Source organism: Cupriavidus sp. SK-3 (assembly GCF_000611145.1).
GTDB lineage: Bacteria > Pseudomonadota > Gammaproteobacteria > Burkholderiales > Burkholderiaceae > Cupriavidus.
Map to the genome: position 1 here is coordinate 21,863 of NZ_JFJV02000246.1, position 21,182 is coordinate 43,044.

A 21,182-nucleotide genomic window follows, 5' to 3' on the forward strand; every position below is an offset into this window, starting at 1 on the left:
TGTTACTTTTCGCTGTGCAAGGCTATCATCGCACACGACGAAGCTCTGTCGTCCGGATGACAATGCCCGCGCCGGGCCAAGCCGAAATCATGTCCAGCCCGCCATCAGCCACACCCCAAGCGCTCACACCCCCCTCTGCAGCCGCCACACAGCCGCCAGCATCCCCGCAGTGCACCGGCCATGCCGCCCTGCTCTCGGAACATGAATGGTTCGCCGCGCTCGCGCCCGGCCATCAGGCACTGGCGGCGCGGCAACTGGTCGTGCAGGACTTTGCCGCGGGCGCCTTCGTGGCGCATCGCGGCGAGCCTTCGCGCTACTGGATCGGGGTGGAGCGTGGCCTGATCAAGCTCGCGGTCTACACGCAGGACGGGCGCGGCTGCACCTTCTCGGGCGTGCCGGCGGGCGGCTGGTGCGGAGAAGGCAGCGTGATCAAGCGCGAAGCACGGAGATACGATGTGATCGCCATCCGCGACTCGCGCGTGGCGCTGGTGCCGGACACCGTATTCCACACCTTGCTGGCCGAGAGCCTGCCTTTTGCCAGCTTCGTGGTGCGCCAGCTCAACGAACGCATGGGCCAGTTCATCGCCACCGTGCAAAACGAGCGCCTGCTGAGCGTCGATGCGCGCGTGGCGCAAGCGGTGGCCCAGTTGTTCCATCCCGCGCTGTATCCGCGTACCAGCGAGGTGCTGGAGCTATCCCAGGAGGAGATTGGCCTGCTGACCGGACTTTCCCGCCAGCGGGTCAACCAGGCACTGCGGCGGTTGGCGTCGGAGGGCATGGTGGACCTGTCGTACCAGAGCATCCGGGTGACGGATCTTGAGCGCCTGCGTCACTTTGGCTTGTCCGAACTGTAGCCAATGTCGCCAACGAGGCCGATGAATCCTTCCTTTGCCATCCCGGAAGCCACTGGCCTTGCGAACCCGTACAATGCGAGTTCGGCTTCGCGCCCCGCGCGTGGCCTGCCAGCCGGACCCTCCTGAACTTCGCATGGCCCTCGTCAGCAGAACCGATCTGCGCCTGTCCCGCTTGCGCTTTCCCTTCGCGGTGCGCGTCGACGCCCTGCGAGGCAGCGCGCGGCTGCGCGACGCCAACGCGCGGCGCGAGGTGTGGCCGGGGAATCCGTTCGTGGTCCCTGCCTTCTCATATTTCGATTGCGATTTGCTGCCGGCACCCGGGCGCAGCGCGGTGATCGCGCTGCGCGCGGTGCCGGACGACGCCTGCCCGCGCATGACGCTGGCCGCCACGCCGGGCGGCACATACCCCAGCCAGAAATACTGGTCGCGCGCCCTCGCCCGCGAGATGTTCGAACACCCCCGGCTGGCCTGGAATGCAGCACTGGTGGCCGAGCGCTGGCAGGCCACGCCGCGCCTGGTACGCGCACGCCTGTTCGCGGAAGGCGAATCGCTGCGCACCCTGCTGCGCGAGCAGCGGGTAGCGCATACGATCTACCTGCTCGCGATGGACAAGGACGCACCCCCCGAGTGGCTGGCCAGGCAAGTGGGACTGGCGGGCGTTGCTGCGTTAAGGGCCGCCTGCGCCAACACGCTAGGCCCCTCCGCCCTGAGCTTGCTGGCGGACAGAAACAGCCAGGCTGCCCCTGCCGGACTGCGTCCGGCATTCACGCTGGCGGCCTGAAGGACCGCGTCCGGTTTCACCTCATTGCGGCCTTCACGTCGCTTGTAAAAAACCTGCGGCGTTTGTAAAAAGCACTGGCTTGCCTGCGGTCCATAGTGCCCGGCATGTGCGGGGCCGTGAACATCGTGCCCTTGCCCGACTGGTGGCGGCAAAAGAACAGCAAGGCCCGGGAGACGCGCAAACCGTTGCCAGCCGGTCCGTTGCGAGGCGCACGCGATCTTGGGTGCCTGGCAAGTGGCATGGATACCCGCAGCGTGGCACGCGCCTTGCACCCCTCCATTAACGCGGCATTCCGCCGCGCCATGGAGAGCACAATGGGACAGCAACAGCAACCCGGCCAAGGCCAGCAAGACCAAAGCAAGCAACAGCAGCAATCCGGTCAACAAGGCGGCCAGTCCGGCAGCCAGGACCAGAAGGGCGGCCAGCAGCAACAGCAGGACCGTGGTCAGGGCCAGCAAGGCGGCCAGCACGACAAGCAAGGACAACAGGGCCAAAAGGCCGACCAGGCTGGGCAGCAAAACCAGCAAGGCCAGAAAAGCGGCCAGCAAGGCCAGCGTTAATCACTTACCGGCATGACGAATTGGCTCGCGGCGGTAATCAAGGCCGCCGGCCGGCGCCGCCTCCGCGTGCTTGGCTGGAGGCGGCTTTTTGTTTGAGTCGGATCGAGGAATGGCAGCAGGCTGGCGGGCGACGCCATGGATCATGCTGACGCCTTACCCCAGCGGCGGCTTACCTTGCTGCCGCAAACCAGCGCCGGATGGTCCTTGTCAGGCGGCTTCCCGGGTAACGGCCCTCGCACCGTTTTCCTCGCTGGCCTTGCGCGCCTCCAGCAAATCCAGCGCCACGTCGACGATCATGTCTTCCTGCCCGCCCACCATGCGCCGGCGCCCGAGCTCGACCAGCACGTCGACCGTCTTCAGGCCATATCTGCTCGCCGCGGCCTCGCTGTGGCGCAGGAAACTGGAATACACGCCGGCATAGCCCAGCGCCAGCGTTTCGCGATCGACCCGCACCGGCCGGTCCTGCAGCGGACGCACGATGTCGTCGGCGGCATCCATCAGCTTGTAGAGGTCGCAGCCGTGGTTCCATCCCATGCGCTCCGCTGCCGCGACAAAGACCTCCAGCGGCGCATTGCCGGCGCCGGCTCCCATGCCGGCAAGGCTGGCGTCGATGCGGTCGCAGCCCTCCTCCACCGCCACGATGCTGTTGGCCACGCCCAGGCTCAGGTTGTGGTGGGCGTGCATGCCGGTCCGGGTTTCCGGCTTCAGCACGTCCTTGAAGGCGCGGAAGCGGTCGCGGACATCGTTCATGGTCAGCGCGCCGCCCGAGTCCACCACGTAGCAGCAGGTGGCGCCGTAGCTCTCCATCAGCTTTGCCTGCGCCGCGAGGTGCTGGGGCGTGGTCATGTGGCTCATCATCAGGAAGCCGACCGCCTCCATGCCCAGGTGGCGGGCGTACTCGATATGCTGCCGCGAGACGTCCGCCTCGGTGCAATGCGTGGCCACGCGGACGATGCGCGCGCCGGCGCCATAGGCGGCCTTGAGATCATGGACGGTGCCGATGCCGGGCAGCAGCAAGGTGGCGACCTTGGCATGGCTGACCACGCTGGCCACCGCTTCGATCCATTCCAGGTCCGTATGGGCGCCGAAGCCATAGTTGAAGCTGGACCCCTGCAGGCCATCGCCATGCGCCACTTCGATGGAGTCGACCCTGGCCGCATCGAGGGCCCTGGCGATCCGGACGGCTTGTTCGATGCTGTACTGGTGACGGACGGCGTGGCTGCCGTCGCGCAGCGTCACGTCGGAGATATAGAGTTTCTTCTGGTCTTGCATGACAGTCTTTCCTGAAGAGCGGCCGCGTCAGGCGGCAGCGCGTTGGGCCAGCATGGCGCCGGCCATGCGCCTGGCGATGGTCAGCGCGGCGCTGGTCATGATGTCGAGGTTGCCGGCATAGGCGGGCAGATAGTGAGCGGCGCCCTCCACCTCCAGGAACACCGACGTCTTGAGCCCGCTCACCCGGCCTACGCCCGGCACCACCAGCGGCGCATTGGCCGGGATCGTCTCGAACTGCACCTTCTGCTTGAGGCGGTACCCCGGCACATACTGCTGCACCTCGGCGGCCATGGCTTCGATCGACGCGGCGACCGCATCCTGGTCCGCCATCTCGCTCAGGCAGTAAACCGTGTCGCGCATGATGAGCGGCGGCTCGGCGGGATTGAGCACGATGATGGCCTTGCCCTTCCGGGCTCCGCCGATCGCTTCGATCGCCTTCGAGGTGGTCTCGGTGAATTCGTCGATATTGGCGCGCGTGCCGGGGCCCGCGCTCTTGCTGGAAATGCTCGCGACGATCTCGGCGTACAGCACCGGCGCCACGCGGGAGACAGCGGCCACCATGGGAATGGTGGCCTGTCCGCCGCAGGTGACCATGTTGACGTTGTGCGCGTCGAGATGGGCGTCGCCGTTGACCACCGGGATGCAGTACGGACCGACGGCCGCCGGCGTCAGGTCGATCATGCGCAGCGACGGGCGCAGGCCGCGCAGGAACGCATCGTTCTTCACGTGCGCACCGGCGCTGGTGGCATCGAACACGATGTCGATGTCGCCGAACACGGGCAGGCGCGTCAGTCCTTCCACGCCTTCGTGGGTGGTCGCCACGCCGAGGCGCGCGGCGCGTGCCAGGCCGTCCGACGCCGGGTCGATGCCGACCATCGCGCCCATCTCGATCTGCTCGCCGTGGCGCATGATCTTGATCATCAGGTCCGTGCCGATATTGCCGGAACCGATGATGGCTGCTTTCAGCTTGCGGGTCATGTCGTTCTCCTGTTGCTTGTTTCGCGTCATTCCACGCTGGCGCCGCTGGCCTTGACCAGCGGGGCCCAGCGCGTGCTTTCGCTGTTGAGGAAGGCGCCGAACTGTTGCGGCGTCATGGGCAGCGCTTCCAGGCCCTGGTCGGCAAACCGCCTGGTCACCTCGGGTGCCTTGAGTGCCTTGACCGCCGCCTCATTGAGACGCGCAACGATGGCATCAGGCGTGCCGGTCTTGACCACCATGCCGAACCAGACGCCGGCATCCAGCCCGCCAATACCGAGCTCGGAGAGCGTGCGCACGTCCGGCAGCGAAGGCGAGCGGCGAGGCGCCGCGATGGCCAGCGGCTTGACCTTGCCGCCCTTGATCAGCGGCGAGGTGGTGATGACCGGGTCGAACATCATGTCAACCTGCCCTGCCATCACATCCTGCAAGGCCGGGGCCGAGCCCTTGTAGGCCACGTGGGTCATATGGCCGCCGGACTTGTCGGCGAACAGGCCGCCCAGCAGGTGCCCGATCGAGCCGATGCCCTGCGAGGCATAGTTCACGCCGTCTGGCTTGCTCCTGGATAGCGCCACCAGCTCCTTGACGGAATTGACCGGGCTGCCCTGCGGCACCACCAGCACGAGCGGCGACGAAGCCAGCGCCGTCACCGGCTTGAAATCCTTGAGCGGGTCATACGAGAAGTTGCGGTACAGGCCGGGATTGATCGCGAACATTTCGGTGGCGGCCACAAACAGGGTGTAGCCGTCCGCATCGGCACGCTTGACCGATTGCGCCGCGATCTGGCCGCCACCGCCGGGCCGGTTCTCGACCACGACCGGCTTGCCCAGACTGGTCTGCATCTGCTGCGCCATCTGGCGCGCGATCATGTCGGTCACGCCGCCGGCGGGGAACGGCACGACGATGGTCAGCGGCCGGCTGGGAAAGGTGTCGGCCATGGCGGGGGCGTTGGCAGCCAGGCCCGCGGTCACGAGCAGTGCTGCCAGGATGGGTTTTGCGTATTTCATGTTGTCTCCTTGTGTATTTCTAATGGGGTAAATCGCTTGATGTGCGGCGCGCTAGCCCTGTGCGAACCGTGCCCGCACACTGCCGATGCCGCTGATGCGGGCCTCGAAGCACTGCCCCGGTCCGGCGGCGGCCATCGGGCCGAGCGCGCCAGTCAGGATCAGGTCGCCGGCGCGCAGCGGGTCGCCCAGCGAGGCCAGCTTCCGGGCCAGCCAGACCGCGGCGTTGAGCGGATGGCCAAGGCAATCCGCCCCCGAACCCGTGGAGACGCGCTCGTCGTCCCGCAGCATTTCCATCTTCACGGTCTTCAGGTCCAGGCCGGCCAGCGGCACGGGGACAGCGCCGAGCACCACCAGGCCGCTGGAAGCGTTGTCGGCCACGGTATCCACGTACGAGATATCCCAGTCGCGGATACGGCTGCCGACCACTTCAATCGCGGGCAGCACGTAGGCGATGGCGTTGATCAGGTCCACCAGCGTGGCGTCCTCCTCCGGCACATCGCGGCAGAGCACCAGCGCGACCTCGGCTTCCGCCTTCGGCTGCAGGGTGCGCGCGAGCGGAATCGGCTCATCGTCGCCGAAGACCATGTCCGCGAACAACGTGCCGAAGTCGGGCTGATCCACGCCAAGCTGGCGCTGCACCGCTGGCGAAGTCAGGCCGATCTTGCGGCCCACCACGCGGCGGCCCTGGGCCCGCCACGCGTCGACGTTGGCGCGCTGGATGGCATAGGCCATCGCGGCATCGCCGGGCGGGATTTCGCCGCGCAGCGGTTCGACCGGCGTGCGCGTCTGCTCTGCCTCGCGCAGCCGCCTGGCAAGCGCGAGCGTCATTTCCTGGTTTGACATGGTTGATCCTGGTTGGGTTATGCGTGCCCGGTGGCAGGCCGTGCCTGCATCACGCCGAAGCCTGCGATCCATTCGTCGATGGGCCGGTAGTACTCGACCGATGCCTGGTAAGGTCCGGCGGCGGCCAGCGCGCCAAATGCGGCGATCCAGGTGCGGATCTCGTGCGCCGACTTGCCGGCGTCGCGTGTGATGTCGTCATTGCGCATCGCATCCACCCCGCCCAGGTTGCCGCTGGCGAGCAGTTCCAGGAAGGCCCTGTCCCATGCCGGATTGAGCGGATGCAGGGGGCTGTCGCCCTTGGTGAACGCCTGCGCGGCGGCCACGGTGCGCGCCTGGCGGGCAGCACGCGACTCGGGCGACGGATTGCGCCCGGCAATCAGGCGCTCGGCGACCTCCGCGCTGGCCGAAGCAATTTCCGGCACCGGCGGCTCATGCGAGATCCCCCCCGAGCCCACCACCAGCACGCGCTTGCCCAGGCCTTGCAGGAAGCCACCGATGGCCGCGCCCAGCAGCCGCGCACGGCGGCACGTCGCCATGGGCGGCGCCACCGAGTTGATAAAGACGGGAATCACCGGGCACTGGCCGAGCCCGCCCAGCAGCACTTCCAGCGCCTGCGCGCAGCCGTGGTCCACCTGCATGCGGTACGACACGGCCACGTCCACGTCGCTGGCCAGCACGGCCTGCGCCATCGCAAGGGCGGTGCCGCGTGGCACATCGAGCGGGCCGGCGAGGCTCTTGAAGTCGCCGATGGCGCTGGCCTCGACGCCGATGCAGAACTGCGGCATCACGTCATAGAAAAATCCATTGAAGTGATCCGGGGCGAAGACCACCACCAGTTCCGGCGCGAAAGCTTGTACCCGGGCTCGCGCCGCGGCCTGCGCGCGCTCCACTTCGGCCACGATCTCCGGTGCGGGGTCGTAGTAGCCGTGCAGCGGCGTATGGGACAGGCATTCGAGATGCATCGGCATGTCAGGCTCCCCGGGCAAAGGCAATCGCGCGGTCGGGCACCGGCGCCGCATCCGGCCGGGCAGGCAGAGCGCCAGAGGCCGTGGATGCCGCCGGCGACACGTCGGCCAGGGCAAGCTTCCCGGCCAGCGCCTGGATGGCATCCGACACCTGCTGCGGCGAGCACATGCCGGCGACGAAGCGGTCGGGACGCAGCAGCACCACGGAGTCCGGCACCTTGCCGAACCATTCCTTGAGGCGCCCGGCGGCATCGCCGATGGGCATCACGCCGTCCGGCACATCGTCGCGATAGGCGAGCTGCGTATCGGGCTTGGCCATCACGAAACAGGCGCCCAGCTTTTCCCAGATGGCGCGCGCTTGCGGCGTCAGGCCGAAGGTCGGGTCGGCACCCCAGGCAACAATGGCGAAGCGATTGCCGATCACGTCGTCGAGGCGCACCGTATGGCCTGCCTCGGTCCGCACCATCGGCTGGATGAACATGCGCCCGACCGGCGAGCCGCCGGCCGGATCGCGGCCGTGAACAAGCCTTCCCACCAGCGAATCGCGTTTCTCGCTCATCAGCCCCAGCATGCGTCCCAGTGGCGAGTTGCCGGAACGCTCCAGCAAGCGCGCGAGGAAGCCGTCGTCCCGCTCGCGCCCTGGCAACAGCACCACCCCGGATTCGTAGCGCGGCATGGGCTTGAAGCGCATCTCCACGAAGTACTGTTTTACCGGTGGAAACACGTTCAGCACCCGCGTCAGGCCGTCGCGCAGCGACGCGCCGAAGCGGCTGGGGGGGGGGGAGAAGGCGCCCNNNGTCGCCCGCCACCTCCGACAGGTGGATCATCGAGCGCGCATGGGCGCGGCGTTCCGCGCCATAGGTGTCGAGCAAGCGGTCCTGCGCCACGCCCTTGACCACCATCGCCAGCTTCCAGCCCAGGTTGCTCGCATCGCGGATGCCGCTGTTGTAGCCCTGCCCCTGCCAGACCGGCATGATGTGCGCGGCGTCGCCCGCCAGCAGCACGCGGTTGACGCGGAACGTGCGCGCCAGCCGCGCGTTGTGCGTGTAGACGCGCTTGCGGATGTAGTCGACCTTGTCCGGGTCGGCCACTACCTTGCGGATCAGCGCGGCGAGGTTTTCCGGCCGGGACAATTCCTCTTCCGTCTCGCCGGGCATGACCATGAATTCGAAGCGGCGGATCCCGTGCGGCAGCGCGGCAGAGACATAGGGGCGGGTCGGGTCGCAATGCATGTAGATATGCGGCGTGCCGATCGGGTCGTTGCGCACGTCGACCACGATCCACTGGTTCGGCTTGGTGCGCCCTTCGAACGGCACATCGAGCGTGCGCCGCACGATGCTGTTGCCGCCATCGCAGCCCACCATATAGGCAGCGCGGATCGACGTGACCCGTCCCTGCGCGTCTTCCGCGCTGAGGGTCACGCCATGTTCGTCCTGTGTGAAGGCCGCGATGCCGTGGCCCAGCAGGACCTTCACATGCGCAAAGCGCTGCAGGCCGTCATACAGGATGCGGTCGGCCAGCGGCTGGATGAAGGCGTTGCGGCGGGACCAGCCAAACTCGTCGGTGCGCGGCTCGATCGATGCAAAGCAGCGGCCGGTATGCGTGACGAAGCGCATCCAGTGGTGCGGCGTGGTATGCGGCAGCAGCGCATCGGCCAGGCCGACCGACTGGAACACGCGCAGTGCCTCGTCGTCGAGCCCGATGGCGCGGGGGTAATCGATGATCTGGTCCAGCTTCTCGACCAGCACGACGCGCACGCCCTGCAGGCCAAGGATATTGGCGATCATCAGGCCAACCGGCCCGGCGCCGATGATGGCGACGTCAGTGGCAAGATCCTGCGGACGAGCGTCTCCGCCCGCCATCTCGATGGCGTTGTTCATGTCTCCTCTCCTGCTGTTTCGCGGATCTGGCGGGCTTAAACCGTGGTCGCTTCCGGCACGGCGTTGCCGAGCAGGAAATTCAGGTGAATGCGGTTGAAGGTGGCGGCATCCTCGAACTGCGGCCAGTGGCCACAGCCATCCATCACCGTGAACAGCGCGCCGGGAATCATGGTGGCGATGCGGCGGCCTTCCGAGACATCGGCGGTGGGGTCGTCGGAGGTCCACAGCACCAGCGTCGGGGCCTTGATGCGGCCATAGTGCTCGGCGCGCAGGATGTTGCGCTGGCGCGTTTCCATGTCTTGCAGCACCATGTTGCCGCGCTGGGCCTCGACCATGCCCGCTTGCGCGTAGATGGCCTGGCGCGTGGCGATCAGGTCGTCGAAGGCCTTGGCCTTGTCGGCCATCAGCCATTCCACGCGGGCCTTGATGAAATCCCAGCCCGGATCTTCCACGGCGCGCATCGACAGCGTCTTGAGGCGCTCCATCACCACCGGGTCCGCCTGCGAACCGCCGGCCGTGTTCAGTACCAGCCGCTCCACCCGCTCTGGATGGTCGATGGCCAGCCGCGAAGCCACCCAGCCGCCCAGCGATTCACCGCTGAACGAGGCGCGCCCGATGCCCAGGGAATCCATCACGCGGATCACATGGTCGACGTAATCGGGAATCTCGCGCCCGCCTGCCGGCTTGTCGGTCCAGCCGTGGCCGATCATGTCGATGGCCCATACGTCGAAATGCTCGGCATGCGATTGCAGGTTGCGTACATAGGCCTCGGCGTGGCCGCCGACACCATGCAGCAGAATCAGTGCGGGCTTGTCGCTGCTGCCGGCATGCAGGTAACGGGTGCGGATGCCCTTGGCATCGAGCCAGCCCTGGCTGAAGGAAACGCCGCGCAACTCGCCCCAGATGCTCTGGAACGGCTGGCTGGCCTGGCTGGACGGGACGGGCTTGAGGCTGGTGGCGGCGCTGGACATCGTGTCTCCTTCGTTCGTGAGTGTCTAAGTAGTACAGCGGAGTGTAGAGACCCGATTGCATCCCGACAAAAAAACGAACAGAATGTGCAAGGAGTGCACAACGTTGATTTAAAAGGATTTTTTAGGGTAATTTATGCCGCATAGCCGAACCTCCCCGTATGCCAGCGTGCGCGGGCTTAGCCGTGGACTGGACGTGCTGAAGGCGCTGAACCGGATGGAAAGCGGGCGCGGGACCGCCCTGCAACTGAGCGAGCTGACCGGGCTGCACCGCACCACGGTCAGGCGCCTGCTGGAGACGCTGATCGCGGAGGGCTACGTGCGCCGCAGCGAGTCGGACGACAGCTATCGCCTGACGCTGCAGGTACGGGCCCTGAGTGAAGGCTTCAATGACGATGAGTGGATTTCCACCCTCGCCGCGCCGCTGATGGGAGAACTACTGCAGCGCGTGCTGTGGCCGTCCGACCTGACGACGCCCGATGGCGACGCCATGATCATTCGCGAAACCACGCATCGCTTCAGTCCGCTGTCCTTTCACCGTGCGATGGTGGGGCGGCGCCTGCCGATGCTCTCGACGGCAGCCGGGCGGGCCTATTTCGCGCATTGCGGCGACGCCGAACGTGAAGACATCCTCAACCTGCTGCGTTCAGGAGCGGGGGGCGAAGAACAAGCCGCGCTGGCCAATAACGCTGCCTATGTCCGCAAGCTTGTGGAGCGCGTGCGCGCGGATGGCTTTGGCTCCAATCGCGGCGACTGGCTCGAGCAGCGCAAGATCGGCGCCGTCGCCGTGCCGATCCGGTACCAGGACCGCGTGCGCGGCAGCCTGAACGTGGTGTATCTCGCGCGCGCCCTGAGCGAGGAAGAGGCAATCAAGCGGTTCGTTGCGCCGCTGCAGGACATCGCGAATCGCGTCCAGGAAGGAATGGCCGCGCCCGCGTCAGCACGGCGGGCCACCTAGGCGCGCTTCAGTCCAGCACGATCTTGTGTGCGCGGATCAAGGCTCCCCACTTCGCGCGTTCACGCTCCACGAACTCGGCAAATCCTGCCCGCGTGTCGCCCATGGGTTCAAGGCCAAGCTCCTGCATCTGCCTGACCACGGCCGGATCCTTCAGCGCGGCGGCGATCGCCGCGTTGAGTTTGTCGGCCGACGCTGCTGGCGTACCTGCCGGCAGCACCACGCCCTGCCAGGCGTATGCCGTGAAGCCGGCCAGCCCGGCTTCGGCAAAGGTCGGCACATCCGGCAGCACCGCCGAGCGCTGCTCCGCAGGCAGCGCGATAGCGTGCAGCCGGCCCGCGCGGATCAGCGGCAGCGCCGCCGACAGATCCGCCATCATGAAATCAACCTGCCCGCCCGCCACGTCCTGCAGCGCCGGCGGCGTGCCTTTGTAGGGCGCATGCACCGCGCTGGCCTGCGCGCGGTCCAGCATCAGTTCGGCACTCAGGTGATGCGGGCTGCCGGTGCCCACCGAAGCATAGGAGGCCTTGCCCTGGGCCGCCTTCAGCCAGGCGATGAACTGCGGCAGCGTCTTTGCCGGCAGCGCCGGGCTGGTCACCAGCACCACCGGCAGCTTCACCAGCGACGTGACCAGCGTGAAATCCCTGCTGGCGTCGTAAGGCAGCTTGCGGTACAGCGCGGGGTTGAGCACCAGCGTGCCCTGCCCCGCGGTGAGCAGCGTGGCGCCGTCGGCGCGGGCCTTGGCCACGTCCTGTGCGGCCAGGATCGTGGCGCCGCCGGGCTTGTTGTCCACCACGATGTTCTGGCGCATGACCGGCGCGATCTTCTGCGCGACGATGCGCGTGGCCAGGTCGCTGCCGCCGCCGGCGGTGTAGGGCACCACCCAGCGCGCGGCGGGGTCGGCCGCCAGGGCCTGGGTGACGCCGCAGAGCGCTGCCGTCAGCAGGACCGCGGCACGGAATGTTTGCCGCACGATAGAGGGCGAGCGCGCGCTTGGCGGGCAGGCTGATGCTTGCATAGTGTGACTCCTCGGTTTCTTGTTTTTCATTCGGCCAGGATGGGACCCGCTTCCGGTGCGATGGTTTGGCACCCTTCTCCTGCTTGCGGGAGATGGGTCGGGGGGAGAGGGCGGGTGCTGGTTACGTCGCCATGCTGGAAAAAACCGTTGGCTCCGCTTCGAGTGGCTCCTTTTGGCGCACTGGCCGGCTCCGGCTGGCGCTGCGCCCCTAGTACGTCTTGTCCCCGCCGGCCCCGGCACCGCCCTGCCCCTTGAACTGCGCGGCCAGGCTTTCCGCCGCACGAGCCAGCATGGTGGCATCCACGCCAACCGCGGTAAACGTCGTCCCAAGGGTCATGTACTTGCGGGACTGCGCGACGTCGGCGCTGAGAATGCCCGCCCCCTTGCCGGCACGGCGAATGCGCGCGATGGCGTCGGCGATGGCGCTCTGTACCTCCGCATGCCCCGGATTGCCAAGATGCCCCAGATCGGCGGCCAGGTCGGCCGGGCCAATGAATACGCCGTCCACGCCTTCGGTGGCCGCGATCTCGTCCAGATGCTCGAGCCCGGCGCGTGTCTCCACCTGCACCAGCACGCACATCTCGCTATTGGCGCGGCCCAGGTAGCCATCGACGCGGTTCCAGCGCGAGGCGCGCGCCATCGCGCTGCCCACGCCGCGCACGCCTTGCGGGGGATAGCGCGTGGCCGCCACGGCGGCGGCGGCCTCGGCGGCGTCCTGCACCATGGGCACCAGCAGCGTCTGCACGCCAAGGTCGAGCAGTTGCTTGATCTGCACGGTGTCGTTCCAGGACGCGCGCACCACCGGTTGTACCGGATAGGCGGCCAGCGCCTGCAACTGCGCCAGGATGGACGGCACCGTATTGGGCGCGTGCTCGCCGTCGATCAGCAGCCAGTCGAAACCGGCGCCGGCGAGCACCTCGGCCGCGTACGGGCTGGCCAGCCCGAGCCAGAGCCCGACCTGCTGCTCGCCCGCGGCGAGCGCGCGCTTGAAGATATTGAGGGGAAATTCCATGATGGCCTCGGATTCATGCGAAATGGCAAGCCACGGCGCCCAGCGCGCCGTAGTCCACCTGGAATGTATCACCCGGGCTGGCGGCCACCGGCCGGGTGAAGGAGCCGCCAAGGATCACCTCGCCCGCTTCCAGGCTCACGCCGAACGGATGCAGCTTGTTCGCCAGCCAGGCCACGCCGTTGGCCGGATGGTTGAGCACGCCGGCGGCCACGCCGGTTTCCTCGATCACGCCATTGCGCGACATGATGGCCGAGACCCAGCGCAGGTCCACATCGAAGGGCCTCACCGGCCGGCCGCCCATGACCACGCCGGCATTGGCGGCATTGTCGGCAATGGTGTCGAACACCTTGCGCGGGCGCTTGCTGTCGGGGTCGATCGACTGGCTGCGCGCATCGATGATCTCCAGCGCGGGGATCACGTAGGCGGTGGCGTCGTAGACGTCGAACAGCGTGCAGTGCGGCCCCTTGAGCGGCTTGCCAAGCACGAAGGCCAGTTCCACTTCCACGCGCGGCACGATAAAGCGGCCGGGGGGAATCGTTGCGCCGTCCTGAAAGAACATGTCGTCGAGCAAAGTGCCGTAGTCGGGCTCGTCGATCTGCGAGGACAGTTGCATGGCGCGCGAGGTCAGGCCGATCTTGTGTCCCTTGACGGTGCGGCCCCCGGCCAGCTTGTGCGCGACCCATTCCCGCTGGATGGCGTAGGCGTCTTCGATGGTGATGTCGGGATGGTCCAGCGAGATCTGCCGGATCTGCTTGCGCGATTGTTCCGCATCGTGCAGGCGATGGGCAAGCTGGCGAATCAGCTCGGGGCTGAGCATGGGGTCTCCGTGGGTAGCGTTGAGATTGCGTGGGCGTGGCGCCGGTCAGGCTTTCCTGAAGCGGGCATGGACGTTGTTGTGCTTGTAGCTGCCGCCCTCGTTGAACTCGACCAGCTCCATCGACAGCGCCAGATAGCGCCGTGCGTACAGCTCGGCGAAGTGCGCCTTGACGGCCTCGAACAGCGCGTCGCAAGCCGTCTTCTTTACCGCCTCGGGGCGCCCGGCGCCGATCTTCAGCGTGATGTGGACGAAGGCATAGTCCGCCTCGCCGTCCGCCATGCGGTAGTCGGTCAGCGCCAGCGCGCGCGAGCGGATGCCGCCGGTGGGAAACACCCCGTCCTGCGCGATCAGCACGTCGTTGATGGTCTTGAGCAGGGCCGGTACGCGCGCCTCGGTCCGGATGTTATCGGTGTACTCGACGATGATGTGGGGCATTGGCGGCCTCGTTGGTGAGTCGTGATCCAGTGATCCAGTGATCCGTCAGCGCACCGGGAAGACCGCATTGATCTGGCCCGTGCCGGAACTGGTGAAATAGTCTGTGACGATATCGACGGGCTGGTCGTACTTGTCCCAGCCCAGCAAGCCAAGCAGCATGGCCGTATCGTGCATGCCGCCCTCGCCGATGCAGTGCTCGTTATACTCGGGCAGCATGCGGCAGAAGGTGGCCCAGTCGCCCTGCTTCCAGAGTTCCACCACGCGCAGGTCCACCTGCCTGAAGAACTCGCGGCTGATCTGGTGGATGCTTTCCTCGGGGCTGTTGTTGTCGTTGAAACGGTGCGACAGCGAGCCGCTGGCAAGAAAGGCCACATTGGCGTCGCTGGCCTCGATGGACTCGCGCAGCGCGGCGCCGAAGCGGCGGCTCTCGTCGAGCTGGTGCCAGGCGCACCAGGCCGCGACCGACACCACCTTGAAGTGGCGGTCGGCGTTCATGTAGCGCATCGGCACCAGCGTGCCGTATTCCAGTTCCAGGCTGGCGATCTCATGGGCGCGCGTCATCACGCCGCGTTCGGTCGCGGTGCTGGCGATCAGGCGGCCCAGCTCGGGGTTGCCGTCGTAGGCATAGGCCATGTCCTTGATGAAATGCGGCAGCTCGTTGCTGGTGTAGATGCCTTCGAAATGCGCGTTGCAGTTGACGTGGTAGCCGGCGTTGACCAGCCAGTGCACATCGGCCACTACGATGGTGTCCACCCCAAGCTCGCGGCAGCGCCGGCCGATCTCGCGGTGGCCGGCGATTGCCGCTTCGCGGCAGCCGTGGTGCTTGCCCGGTAGCTCCGACAGGTACATCGACGGTACGTGCGTGATCTTGGCGGCGAGTGAAAGCTTGCCCATTGCGGTGTCTCCTGTTTTGTCATGGCGCCGGTTCGCAGCCAAACGGCGCGCCGGCTGCTCTCAAACGCCCCAGCGCGGAATGTGATGCCCGCCCATCGAGATACAAACGTTCTTCACCTCCGCAAACACCTCGAAGCTGAACTCCCCCCCTTCGCGCCCGGTGCCGGACGCCTTGGTGCCGCCAAAAGGCTGCCGCAGGTCACGCACATTCTGGCTGTTGACGAACACCATGCCGGCCTCGATGCCGCGCGCCAGCCGGTGCACCTTGCCCACGTCCTGCGTCCAGATATACGAGGCCAGGCCGTAGGCGGTGTCATTGGCCATGGCCAGGCCGTCATCCTCGCCCTTGAAGGGGATCAGGCAGGCCACCGGGCCAAAGATCTCCTCCTGCGCCACGCGCATGTGGTTTTCCACATTCGCCAGCACGGTAGGCTGCACGAAGTTGCCGTTGCGCAGGTGCGCCGGCAGATCGGACGGGCGTTGCGCGCCGCCGGCCAGGATGGTGGCGCCCTCCTGCTCGCCCAGGCGGATATAGCCGGTAACCTTCTCCCAGTGCTGCTGGGTGATCATGGCGCCCACATGCGTCTGCTCGCTGGTCGGGTCCCCCACGCGCAAACGCCTGGCGCGCTCGGCGAACTTGCGCGCGAAGTCGTCATAGACGGTGTCCTGCACGAAGATGCGCGAGCCGGCGGTGCAGCGCTCGCCGTTGATCGAGAAGATGGTGAATAGCGCGGCGTCCAGCGCGCGCTCCAGGTCGGCGTCGTCAAACACCAGCACCGGCGACTTCCCGCCCAGTTCCATCGAAAACTTCTTCAGGCCGGCGCGTTCGATGATGCGCTTGCCGGTGGCGGTGCCGCCGGTGAACGACACCGCGCGTACATCCGGATGGCGCACCAGCGCGTCGCCCGCGCTGGCGCCGTAGCCCTGCACCACGTTGAGCACACCGGCCGGCACGCCGGCTTCCAGCGCCAGCATGCCGAGCTGGTCCGCCGTCAGCGGCGACAGCTCCGACATCTTCAGCACCGCGGTATTGCCCAGCGCCAGGCACGGCGCGACCTTCCAGGTGGCGGTCATGAAGGGCACGTTCCACGGCGAGATCAGCGCGCACACACCCACCGGCTGGTAGAGCGTGTAGTTCAGCATCTGGTCGTCGACCGGATAGGTGCGGCCGTTCATCTGCACGCACACCTCGGCGAAAAAATTGAAGTTCTCGGCGGCCCGCGGAATCAGCTGCTTGCCGGTCTGCGCGATCGGCAGGCCGGTGTCCTGGGTTTCCAGCGCGGCCAGGTGCGGCACGTGCTCGGTAATCAGGTCCGCCAGCCTGCGCATGATGCGCGCGCGCTCCTTGGCGGGTGTATTGGCCCACTTGGGAAAGGCCGCCTTGGCCGCCGCCACCGCGGCGTTGACCTCGGCCTCGCCGCCCGCGGCCACGGTGGCGATCTTCTCGCCGGTGGCGGGGTTCCAGGTCACGAAGGTGTCCTTGCTGTCGACCTGCTTGCCGTTGATCCAGTGCCTGATCATGTCTTCCTCCTTGTTGGCGCGTGGCGTATCAGCGCACGCTGCCGTATCCGGTGGCGGAGGCGATGGTGTTGACCAGCCGCCCCACGCCTTCGATTTCCGTGACGATTTCATCGCCCGGCTGTGTATCGGCCAGCCCTTCCGGGGTGCCGGTGAGGATCACGTCGCCCGCCTCCAGCGTCATGAAACTGCTGAAGTATTCGATGAGCCACGGAATGCCGAAGATCATGTCGCGCGTGTTGCCCTGCTGGGTCAGCTTGCCGTTTACTGTGGTGCGCAACGCCAGGTTCATCGGGTCCGGCACCTCGTCCCGATCGACCAGCCAGGGCCCGAGCGGGGTGCAGGTGTCGCGGTTCTTCACCCGCAGGTTGGGGCGGTAGTAGTTTTCCAGGTAGTCGCGGATGGCATAGTCATTCGCCACCGTGTAGCCGCGCACATAGTCGTAGGCTTGCGCCGCCTTGACGCCGCGCGCGGTGCTGCCGATCACCACCGCCAGCTCGCACTCGTAGTGCATGTACTTCACGCCTTCTGGCCGGATGGTGTGGGCGCGGTGGCCGATGAACGCGCCCGGCCCCTTGAGGAAGACCAGCGGTTCTTCCGGCGCCTTGAAGGCGAGTTCGCGCGCATGGTCGGCATAGTTAAGGCCGAGCGCGAACGTGGTGCGCGGCGCCAGCGGCGGCAGCCACGTCACCGCGTCCTCGCTGACCACACGGCCATCGTCGAGACGCAGTGCGCCCTCGCCCGCCGGTTGCGCGCCGTGGATCAGGCCGTCGAAGGCCACGCGTGCGGTTCTCATGCGGTCTCCCCAATGGCTGCCACGACCCGGTGCCGCAGGCACCCTACGCCTTCGATCTCGATTTCCACGGTGTCGCCGGCACGCGCCAGCGGCGCGCCTTCCGGCACGCCCGCCAGCAGCACATCGCCGGCTTCGAGCGACATGAAGGCCGTGACATCGGCCAGCAATTGCGCCACCGGGCGCAGCAGGTTGCCGGTGTGATTGCGCTGGCGTTCCTCGCCGTTGATGCGCACTATCATCGTGAGCGCATCGGGGTTCCCCGCTTGCTCGCGCGCGGTCACCCACGGGCCGATCGGGCAATAGCCGTCGCGGCACTTGTGGCGCACCGCCGGGCGGTAGTAGCTGGCATGCGGCACGCTGACGTCGGACACCACCGTGTAGCCGGCGATATAGTCCGCTGCCCGCGCCGCATCGATGCGCGTGGCGCGGCGGCCGATCACGATGCCCAGCGCGGCGCCGATCTCCAGCGTGTCCTGCCCCGGCGGCAACGCTACGTCGCTGCCGTGGGCGGCCAGTGTATTGGCGGGCTTGATGTAGAGGATGGGTCCGGCCGGAGGCGCCTGGTACGGCGCGGCATTGACGCTGTCGCCCAGGGCCGCGAGCGCGCCCTTGAAATTCAGCAGCGTGCCGTAGACCGTGCCGGTGATGGCGGGCTGCCACATGAACTCGTCTTCACCCAGGGCGCGCGCCCCGTCCCACGGCAGCAAGGTGGCTTCGTCCACCGGCATTGCCCGCACCGGCCGGCCGCCGGCAGCGATTCTGGCTTGTCGCATCGTGCTCCTGTCTGGTTGCGCCCGCTTCGCGCCCGGCCATTGCATTGCCCGGCTTGCGGATCGTCGTGGCGGATCGCCAGTTGGCGCTGCCTGTACTTAACATGTTAATAAGATTGCGCGGGAGTTTCAAGTGCTTTGTGCCGTCCGGCTTCTCAGACATTCTGCGGCCGCTGGCAGGTTCAGGCTACCCGGCTCCGGGAACGTGGACGCGGGCCTGTCATCGTGCTGTCATGCAGCATCGCCAGAATTCGGCCTGTACCGGGTCAGGCCTTGCGGCAGCGCAAATTTACTAATGCGCCGCAGCAGCAAAAGAGCTTGCTACCCGATTTTTTTGCAGCTTGAATGAAAACGTTTTCATTTCTGCCGCCATGCCTTCTTCGCTAACCGAGACCGGAACGACACACGTGAAGCGCAACCAGGACCGATCGCCCACCCTGCCCGACGCCGCCGGCACCGCCACCCTGGCTGACGTGGCGCAGGCGGCCGGCGTCTCGCTGGCCACCGCGTCCCGCGCGTTCAACAGCCCGGCGCTGGTGCGCGAAGGCACGGTGCAGCGCGTGCTGGAAGCAGCGCGGCAACTCAGCTTCCGCCCCAACCTGCTTGGCAGCAAGCTGCGCGCGCAGCAAAGCCGCATGATCGGCGTGATGCTGCCGACGCTGGAGAACGCCGTGTTCGCCGAATGCTGGCGCGGCATCGAAGACGCGGCGCTGGCCGCCGGCTACTCGCTGATGCTGGTGACCAGCGCCTACAACCCGGCGCGCGAGCGCGAACGCATCGAATACCTGCTGCGCCACCGCGTGGACGGCATGGTGCTGACCGTGGCCGATGCCGCCCGCAGCGCCGTGCTCGACCAGCTCGACGCGGAAGGCGTGCCCTACGTGCTGGCCTACAACCAGGCTGCCGCCCGCGGCCAGCGCCATTCCGTCTCGGTGGACAACCGCGCCAGCGCCCGCGAAGGCGTGGAAGCCCTGATCGCCGCCGGGCACCGCCGCATCCGCGTGGTATCCGGCGCCTTCATCGCATCCGACCGTGCCCGCCAGCGCTTTGACGGCTACCGCGACGCCATGCGCGCGCACGGCCTGGAACCCGCGCCACCGGTATGCCTGCCCACCCACACGGCCAGCAACGCCGAACAGATCCGCGCGCTGGCCGTGGGGCCGGACGCGCCGACCGCCTTCTTCTGCACCAATGACCTGCTCGCGATCGGCGTGATCTCCGACCTGAAACGGCTCGGCCTGCGCGTGCCGCGCGACATCTCCGTGCTCGGCTACGACGGCATTGCGCTCGGCGCGCTGGTGGAGCCGGCACTGGCATCGGTGGTCCAACCCAATACCGAAATCGGCGAGCGCGCCGTCGCGCGCCTGCTTGCGCGCTTCGCGCCGTCCGGCGCCGGCAAGCAGGACGGCGCCAGGCCCGGACGCGTCACCCTGTTGCCACACACCCTGCGCCTGGGCGGCACCGTCGCCGCGCCGGCATGAACCGTCTTCCACCCGCTTTCCCCAGCCCCAGTCCGCTACTCAAGGAGTTCACCATGCAAGCAAGCCGTACCTGGCCCAAACCGCTACGCTGGATCGCCATCGCACTCGGCGCCGCCGCCTTCAGCCAGGGCGTGGCAGCGCAAACCGCGATCTGCTACAACTGCCCGCCCGAATGGGCCGACTGGGCCTCGCAGATCCGCGCCATCAAGGAAAAGACCGGCGTCACGGTGCCGCACGACAACAAGAACTCCGGCCAGTCGCTCGCGCAACTCGTCGCGGAGAAAGGCAGCCCCGTCGCCGACGTGGTCTATTACGGCGTGACCTTCGGCATCCAGGCCAAGAAAGACGGCGTCACCGCCGCCTACAAGCCGGCCCACTGGAACGACATCCCCGACGGCCTGAAGGACCCGCAAGGCAACTGGTTCGCCATCCACTCCGGCACGCTCGGCTTCATGGTCAACGTCGACGCCCTGCGCGGCAAGCCCGTGCCGCAATCCTGGGCCGACCTGCTCAAGCCAGAGTACAAAGGCCTGATCGGCTACCTCGACCCCGCCAGCGCCTTCGTCGGCTACGTCGGCGCCGTCGCCATCAACCAGGCCCTGGGCGGCTCGATGGACAACTTCGGCCCCGCCTTCAAATACTTCCGCGACCTGCAGAAGAACCAGCCCATCGTGCCCAAGCAGACCGCCTATGCCCGCGTGCTCTCCGGCGAGATCCCGATCCTGCTCGATTACGACTTCAACGCCTATCGCGCACGCTACAAGGACAAATCCAACGTAGCCTTCGTGATCCCCAAGGAAGGCACGGTAGTGGTGCCCTACGTGATGAGCCTGGTGAACAAGGCCCCGCACGAAGCCGAAGGCAAGAAGGTGCTCGATTTCGTCCTGTCCGATGCCGGACAGGCGCTATGGGCCAACGCCTATCTGCGGCCGGTGCGCAGCGCCGCGATACCCAGCGAAGTACAAGCCAGGTTCCTGCCCGCGGCGGACTACGCGCGCGCCAGGCCCGTGGATTTCGGCAAGATGGCGGAAGCACAGAAAGGGTTTAGCGAGCAGTATTTGAAAGAGGTCCGCTAAGCGGATGGCTGCTAGCAGCGATGCCCTGCTGTGCTTGATAAGTCAGGCTGAGTTAGTTGCGTCGCCATCGCTTTGCCTGCGCCCGCCCACTCCCCCGGTTGCCATCCCGCAAGCGGGGGAAACCGGGAGTCGATTCAAACTCACAGGGTGTAGCCGTGTGGAGCGCCCCCAAGGGCGGTCCACAGCGAGCCGTCAAGGTGTACCAGGCCGTATGAGGCGCCTCGGGATCCGGCGAAAAGAGCGGAAAAGAGGGACCCATGTTTGAGTATCACCTTAAGGCGATGCGAGTTTGGGTGCACACCCCA

Annotated in this window: 20 protein-coding genes and 2 pseudogenes; 6 read left to right on the forward strand and 16 right to left on the reverse strand. The window is 67.0% G+C overall.

The genetic code is table 11. The features are described from left to right. Positions 1–89: 89 nt before the first annotated feature. From CF70_RS25925 to CF70_RS36305, 3 genes are all read left to right on the forward strand, one after another. Positions 90–854: a Crp/Fnr family transcriptional regulator gene (locus CF70_RS25925; protein WP_235185215.1), complete on the forward strand. Its 765-nt coding sequence runs from the start codon at positions 90–92 to the stop codon at positions 852–854. Between the two features lie 133 nt (positions 855–987). Next, positions 988–1,635, forward strand: a complete 648-nt coding sequence (locus tag CF70_RS25930; protein ID WP_035871563.1) for a hypothetical protein — start codon at positions 988–990, stop codon at positions 1,633–1,635. Positions 1,636–1,874: 239 nt separating this feature from the next. Beyond that, positions 1,875–2,195, forward strand: coding sequence for a hypothetical protein (locus CF70_RS36305; RefSeq protein ID WP_063830503.1), 321 nt, complete (start codon positions 1,875–1,877; stop codon positions 2,193–2,195). Positions 2,196–2,402: 207 nt separating this feature from the next. Here the strand turns inward: CF70_RS36305 and dmpG are convergent, their stop codons facing one another. The 8 genes and pseudogenes from dmpG to CF70_RS25970 all read right to left on the reverse strand — a co-directional run bounded on the left by dmpG (position 2,403) and on the right by CF70_RS25970 (position 10,108). Continuing rightward, positions 2,403–3,467 (reverse strand): 4-hydroxy-2-oxovalerate aldolase, encoded by a 1,065-nt coding sequence (gene dmpG, locus CF70_RS25940; RefSeq protein WP_035871566.1) that lies wholly within the window; start codon positions 3,465–3,467, stop codon positions 2,403–2,405. A 27-nt stretch (positions 3,468–3,494) separates the two neighbouring features. Beyond that, the gene (locus CF70_RS25945) at positions 3,495–4,445 is read right to left on the reverse strand and encodes an acetaldehyde dehydrogenase (acetylating) (RefSeq protein WP_035871569.1); all 951 of its coding nucleotides are present in this window, start codon (positions 4,443–4,445) and stop codon (positions 3,495–3,497) included. Positions 4,446–4,471: 26 nt separating this feature from the next. Next, positions 4,472–5,449 carry a Bug family tripartite tricarboxylate transporter substrate binding protein gene (locus CF70_RS25950; protein WP_063830504.1) on the reverse strand — a complete coding sequence of 326 codons (978 nt, stop codon included), beginning with the start codon at positions 5,447–5,449 and terminating at the stop codon, positions 4,472–4,474. A 51-nt stretch (positions 5,450–5,500) separates the two neighbouring features. Continuing rightward, positions 5,501–6,292 carry a 2-keto-4-pentenoate hydratase gene (mhpD, locus tag CF70_RS25955; RefSeq protein ID WP_200876812.1) on the reverse strand — a complete coding sequence of 264 codons (792 nt, stop codon included), beginning with the start codon at positions 6,290–6,292 and terminating at the stop codon, positions 5,501–5,503. Between the two features lie 17 nt (positions 6,293–6,309). Further along, positions 6,310–7,260, reverse strand: a complete 951-nt coding sequence (locus tag CF70_RS25960) for a 3-carboxyethylcatechol 2,3-dioxygenase (RefSeq protein ID WP_035871572.1) — start codon at positions 7,258–7,260, stop codon at positions 6,310–6,312. Between the two features lies 1 nt (position 7,261). Continuing rightward, a pseudogene (locus CF70_RS38290) lies at positions 7,262–8,051 on the reverse strand (3-(3-hydroxyphenyl)propionate hydroxylase); the annotation flags it as partial. A 3-nt stretch (positions 8,052–8,054) separates the two neighbouring features. Then, positions 8,055–9,137 (reverse strand): annotated as a pseudogene (locus CF70_RS38295) (bifunctional 3-(3-hydroxy-phenyl)propionate/3-hydroxycinnamic acid hydroxylase); the annotation flags it as partial. A 35-nt stretch (positions 9,138–9,172) separates the two neighbouring features. Next, positions 9,173–10,108: an alpha/beta fold hydrolase gene (locus CF70_RS25970; RefSeq protein WP_051649007.1), complete on the reverse strand. Its 936-nt coding sequence runs from the start codon at positions 10,106–10,108 to the stop codon at positions 9,173–9,175. A gap of 133 nt (positions 10,109–10,241) precedes the next feature. Here CF70_RS25970 and CF70_RS25975 point away from each other — a divergent pair, with 133 nt between their 5' ends. Continuing rightward, a complete protein-coding gene (locus CF70_RS25975; RefSeq protein WP_035871575.1) occupies positions 10,242–11,063 on the forward strand; it encodes a DNA-binding transcriptional regulator in 822 nt (273 codons plus the stop codon). Between the two features lie 7 nt (positions 11,064–11,070). Here CF70_RS25975 and CF70_RS25980 read toward each other — a convergent pair whose 3' ends face one another. From CF70_RS25980 to CF70_RS26015, 8 genes are all read right to left on the reverse strand, one after another. Continuing rightward, entirely contained in the window at positions 11,071–12,078 is a 1,008-nt protein-coding gene (locus CF70_RS25980; protein WP_035871578.1) for a Bug family tripartite tricarboxylate transporter substrate binding protein, read from the reverse strand. Between the two features lie 208 nt (positions 12,079–12,286). Then, a complete protein-coding gene (gene hpaI, locus CF70_RS25985) occupies positions 12,287–13,090 on the reverse strand; it encodes a 4-hydroxy-2-oxoheptanedioate aldolase (protein ID WP_035871581.1) in 804 nt (267 codons plus the stop codon). Positions 13,091–13,103: 13 nt separating this feature from the next. Beyond that, positions 13,104–13,907 (reverse strand): 2-oxo-hept-4-ene-1,7-dioate hydratase, encoded by an 804-nt coding sequence (gene hpaH, locus CF70_RS25990; RefSeq protein WP_035871584.1) that lies wholly within the window; start codon positions 13,905–13,907, stop codon positions 13,104–13,106. A gap of 45 nt (positions 13,908–13,952) precedes the next feature. Further along, positions 13,953–14,342, reverse strand: coding sequence for a 5-carboxymethyl-2-hydroxymuconate Delta-isomerase (locus tag CF70_RS25995; protein WP_035871587.1), 390 nt, complete (start codon positions 14,340–14,342; stop codon positions 13,953–13,955). Between the two features lie 45 nt (positions 14,343–14,387). Continuing rightward, positions 14,388–15,236 (reverse strand): 3,4-dihydroxyphenylacetate 2,3-dioxygenase, encoded by an 849-nt coding sequence (gene hpaD, locus CF70_RS26000; RefSeq protein ID WP_035871590.1) that lies wholly within the window; start codon positions 15,234–15,236, stop codon positions 14,388–14,390. A 60-nt stretch (positions 15,237–15,296) separates the two neighbouring features. Next, on the reverse strand, positions 15,297–16,757 hold the full coding sequence (gene hpaE / locus CF70_RS26005; protein WP_035871593.1) for a 5-carboxymethyl-2-hydroxymuconate semialdehyde dehydrogenase: 1,461 nt from the start codon (positions 16,755–16,757) through the stop codon (positions 15,297–15,299). A 28-nt stretch (positions 16,758–16,785) separates the two neighbouring features. Further along, positions 16,786–17,550 carry a fumarylacetoacetate hydrolase family protein gene (locus CF70_RS26010; protein ID WP_035871596.1) on the reverse strand — a complete coding sequence of 255 codons (765 nt, stop codon included), beginning with the start codon at positions 17,548–17,550 and terminating at the stop codon, positions 16,786–16,788. Continuing rightward, positions 17,547–18,212, reverse strand: coding sequence for a fumarylacetoacetate hydrolase family protein (locus CF70_RS26015; protein WP_035871619.1), 666 nt, complete (start codon positions 18,210–18,212; stop codon positions 17,547–17,549). Before CF70_RS26015 ends, CF70_RS26010 begins: the two co-directional genes overlap by 4 nt. Positions 18,213–18,727: 515 nt before the next feature. Between CF70_RS26015 and CF70_RS26020 the strand changes: the two genes are divergently transcribed. Further along, positions 18,728–19,801 carry a substrate-binding domain-containing protein gene (locus tag CF70_RS26020; RefSeq protein ID WP_051649009.1) on the forward strand — a complete coding sequence of 358 codons (1,074 nt, stop codon included), beginning with the start codon at positions 18,728–18,730 and terminating at the stop codon, positions 19,799–19,801. Between the two features lie 53 nt (positions 19,802–19,854). Continuing rightward, entirely contained in the window at positions 19,855–20,877 is a 1,023-nt protein-coding gene (locus CF70_RS26025; protein WP_035871599.1) for an ABC transporter substrate-binding protein, read from the forward strand. Positions 20,878–21,182: the final 305 nt, after the last annotated feature.